The organism is Streptosporangium minutum (genome assembly GCF_002149035.1).
In the GTDB taxonomy this organism is placed as follows: Bacteria; Actinomycetota; Actinomycetes; order Streptosporangiales; family Streptosporangiaceae; genus Streptosporangium; species Streptosporangium minutum.
Genome location: NZ_NGFP01000420.1, coordinates 1 through 3921 on the forward strand (window position 1 = coordinate 1; position 3921 = coordinate 3921).

General features: G+C 72.6%; 2 protein-coding genes and 1 pseudogene. All 3 read left to right on the forward strand.

Annotated features, from left to right (window positions below; translation table 11 throughout):
* The first annotated feature begins 197 nt into the window (after positions 1–197).
* Positions 198–1040, forward strand: a complete 843-nt coding sequence (locus CA984_RS42945) for a DUF8094 domain-containing protein (protein WP_133061966.1) — start codon at positions 198–200, stop codon at positions 1038–1040.
* A 27-nt stretch (positions 1041–1067) separates the two neighbouring features.
* Complete coding sequence (locus CA984_RS46855; protein ID WP_165781635.1) at positions 1068–2732, forward strand: hypothetical protein; 1665 nt, start codon at positions 1068–1070, stop codon at positions 2730–2732.
* Positions 2729–3921: pseudogene (locus CA984_RS42960) on the forward strand (hypothetical protein); the annotation flags it as partial. The gene CA984_RS46855 and the pseudogene CA984_RS42960, both read left to right, overlap by 4 nt.

The window sequence follows — 3921 nt, forward strand, 5'->3', positions numbered from 1 at the left end:
TCCCGGCCCCCGGAGCCAGGGCCACGCCTGCCCCATCCCCGCCGGACGGCAGGGGCACGGCCGGACCGTCCTCCCAGGCGAAGGAGGCCTCCACGGACGGGGCGAGGGTCAGGGTCACGGTCCCTCCCTCCGTCGGCCCCTCCGTCGGCCCCTCGGCCCGAACCCGCGCCCGCGCGTCCCAGCTCTCCGTCAAGCAGGTGTACCGCATCCACGGCAACTACCAGCGAGGCCTGTCAGCCGCTCAGGCCGCGCTGAACCACGGCGCGATGGGGAAACTGGAACACGGGCTGGCGCTGGAGATGACACGGGCGAGCTTCAAGACCGCCCGGCTGGAGGGCACGTCGGTGGCGTCGGGGATATGGCCCAACCCGCAGGTGTGGGTTCCCCGCCATGTCGAGGGCAGCCCCGACTGGTTCGTGGCGGTCTCCTACGATCCGGGCGTCGCCCGGATCACCGACGTGATGAGCTCCACCCCCGCCGGATGGCGGCTGGTGGCCTCCGCGGCCGACACGCGAGCCACTCCCGCCCGGTTCCCCAAGATCGCAACCGACTCCGACGGCTACGCCACGAGCCTGCCCGAGAACGCCCCCGGGCTGCTCGCGACCCCGCGCCAGATCGCCCGTGCCCACCTGGCGAGCATGGAGAACGCCGAGCTGGACCCGGCGTTCGCCGACGGGCCGTGGACGAGCGACACCGTGACGTTCTGGCAGCAGGAGCGCGCCCAGCTGGAGGAGGCCGGCTGGACCCTCAAGCTCTCCTATGTGCCGGAGGGCCCGGTGCGCGCGCTGAGGACCAGTGACGGGGGCGCACTGGTCTGGTATGCCGCCCGCTCGACCGACGCGCGCAAGGCTCAGCGCGTGGGTGCGAAGGTCACCCTGAAGGGTTCGGCCGCCGTCCGCACCGAGAACAGGTCCTTCACCCACTCGGTGAGCGCGACCTACGGACGCATGTACGTAGCCCATGTCCCCCCCGCCGGTTCCACTGAGCCCGTCCGCGTGCTGGGTGAGTGGAGCGATGTCCTGGAGAGCCACGGCGACTGACACCCCCCTGGAAGAAGAGGAACATCCATGATGACACCCTCACGTAAGGCCTCACGCGCGACGGTGATCACTGTAAGCATCGCAATCGGCGTGTTCGGGGCCGGCGCCGGGCTGGGAACCGTCATCGCCGCCCGTTCCCATCCCGGTGAGGGGCAGGTGCTGCGTCTGGCGGCGGGCACCTACCACCTGGCCGACGGCGAGCGGGCGTGGAAGTCCCAAGGGGCGGCCGACAGGGATCAGGGCGTCCCTCTCTCCGGCGCGGACGAGGGCAGCACGATCGCGAAGAAGAAGTCCAAGGACCCCCGGCTCTGCCTGACCGCCACCGCCGACGGGCGGGCGGTCGGCGGCGGCGGCGCGGCGGGATGCGTCGACCTTCCCGCGGTCCTGGCCGGCGCCGCCGCCCCCCTGCAGCGGCCGGGAAACCCCAGGAGCACGGGGTCGGCACCGCCCAAGAAGGCCTCCTCGGCTCCGGAACCCCGCCGTTCGACGGCGGCGCAACCCGCCCCGGACACCCGCCGTACGGCGGCGCAGCCCGATCCGGCCCCCCGCCGTACGGCGGCGCAACCACCTCCCGCGAGACCGATCCGCTCCCAGCCCTCCCCGACGCAGACGAAGAAGATCGCCGGCGACATCTCGGAGAGCGGCAGCCTGGTCGAGAAGCCCGCGGAGCCGACCGAGAAGAAGCGTGACGTCAACACCGCTCCGAAGGAGCCGACTCCCAAGTCCGCGTCGCCTTCGGCGACCTCCCGGCCGGAGGCGTCCCCCAGCACCGTCCAGCCCACGCCCTCTCCGAACACGGCGACGCCCACGCCTCCGGGCACCGCGGAGCCGAGCCGGCCGACGGCGACCCCGGGCCCCTCGCACACCCACAGGAACTCCCGCCGTCCGAGGACTCCCGCCCCTTCGAGCACCCTCCAGCCGGCCCAGCCCTCAAGCCCGGTCACGCCCTCCCCGGACGCACAGCTCCCCACTCCGGACCCGGACACACAGCTTCCCTCGCCGGACCAGAACCCGACCCGGACTCCCGACGGAACCGTGCTGCGGACCGCCCAGCCGTCCTCTCCGAACGGAGAGATCACCGAGAACGGCGCCTCCCTGCCGATCTTCCAGGACCCGGAGCTGCTGCGGCGGGCCCAGGAGGCCCTGGGGCTGGACAAGAACATGCGCTACACGGATGAGAACGGCGTGTGGGACCTCAACATCGCCCCGCCGGGCACTCCCCCGTGCCGGAACTACTCGGCCGCCGAGCTCCAGAAGCTCCAGAAGCTGGATTCGCCCCAGAGCGGCAGCCCGTCCATCCCCCGCGACTCGTGCCAGTGGCCCGCCTTCATCCGCTGGCTCTACGCGGAGCCGTCGCCCGGGGAGGTCAGCAACTGGACCAAGTTCACCGGACTGCCCGAGCGGAACCTGGAACTCGTGGTGACCGACCCCTCCACCCTGCCGCCCGCCCCGGCAGGAACCAGCCAGGTCGAGCCCGACACCGGCCAGGTCCAGCCCGGCACCCGCCAGGTCCAGCCGGACACCAACCAGGTCCAGCCCGACACCCGCCAGGTCCAGCCCGGCACCCGCCAGCCCCAACCTGACACCGGCCAGATCCAGCCCGACACCCGCCAGACCCAACCTGACACCGACCAGATCCAGCCGGACACCGGCCAGGTAGAGCCCGACCCGTTCGGATACAACGACCAATGAGCAGCTCCTCCGGAGCTGGGCGTGTCGTGCTCGGTCCCGGCCAGGGGGCGGCCTGGGTGGGCGAGCACGGCGCGCACCTGATGGACTACGCCGCCTACCACCTCGCCCCTGACCGGGTGCCGGCGGCGGTCGCCTCCGCGCTGGCGGCCTGCCAGGCCCAGCCGGCGGCCAAGGGCCTCACACCCCGGGGGCGGTTGCTGGCCGTACTGCGGCGCAACTGTCGTGCCGCCCCCGGCTACCGGGAGCAGTACGTCCCGGAAGCCGGGCCGGGCATGCCGGACGCCCGGCTGATCGAACGCGTCTGGACGATCGTCGACCCGCTGGGCACCGAGGCGCTCCGGCTGATGTACCGCCACGAGCTGGCCACCCTGGATCTCTCCCACATGCTGGCGATGCCGGTGGAGGAGGTCGGCAGGCTCGTGACGCGCACCCAGGACCTGATCGAGACGCTCGTGAGCGGGCTGGACGCCATCGAACACGGCCGTCACACCTGCCCGGAGCTCTCCCCGCTGGTCGACGCCCTGTTCCCCGGCGGCCTCAGCGGGCCCGGCGAGGACGGCGAGGACAGCGATGCGGGGGAACAGCGGACGCTTCCCCCCGCCGAGTTCGACAGTGCCCGCACGGACCTGCTGTCCCACATGATCACATGCTCCGTGTGCACGCGGCCGATCAACATCCGCTACACGGTCCCGCAGATGATCTCCAATCCGCGGATCGCGCCTCTCACCGCCGAGGTGAGAAAGCGGCTCCTGGACTCCCTCCCGCCCGCCGTGGAGCCGCCCGTCCCCGAAGCCGGCGCCGCGCCCGCCGGGGCGCCGGATCCCGGCCCGCGCCCGACCTCGCAGGAGGAGACCCAGCCCGGCCGGGCCATACGGGCCGGCCGGCCGGCCCGTTCGGACCGCTCCACCCTCCCGTACCTCCCCGTCCACCCGGACCGTTCCACAACGCGGCGTCCCACCCGCCCCGACCACGCGGAACGCCCTGACCGCACGGAAGACACGGAACGCACGGACCGTTCAAAACGCTCGGACCGCACGGAACATTCGGACCGTTCAAAACGCCCGAGCCGCCCAGACCGCACGGAACGCACGGACCGTCCAGATCGAGCGGACCGCACGGACCGTCCGGACCGCTCCACGCTCCCGTACCGTCCCGTGCTGCCGGACCGCACTTCCTCCCCCTCCCCGCC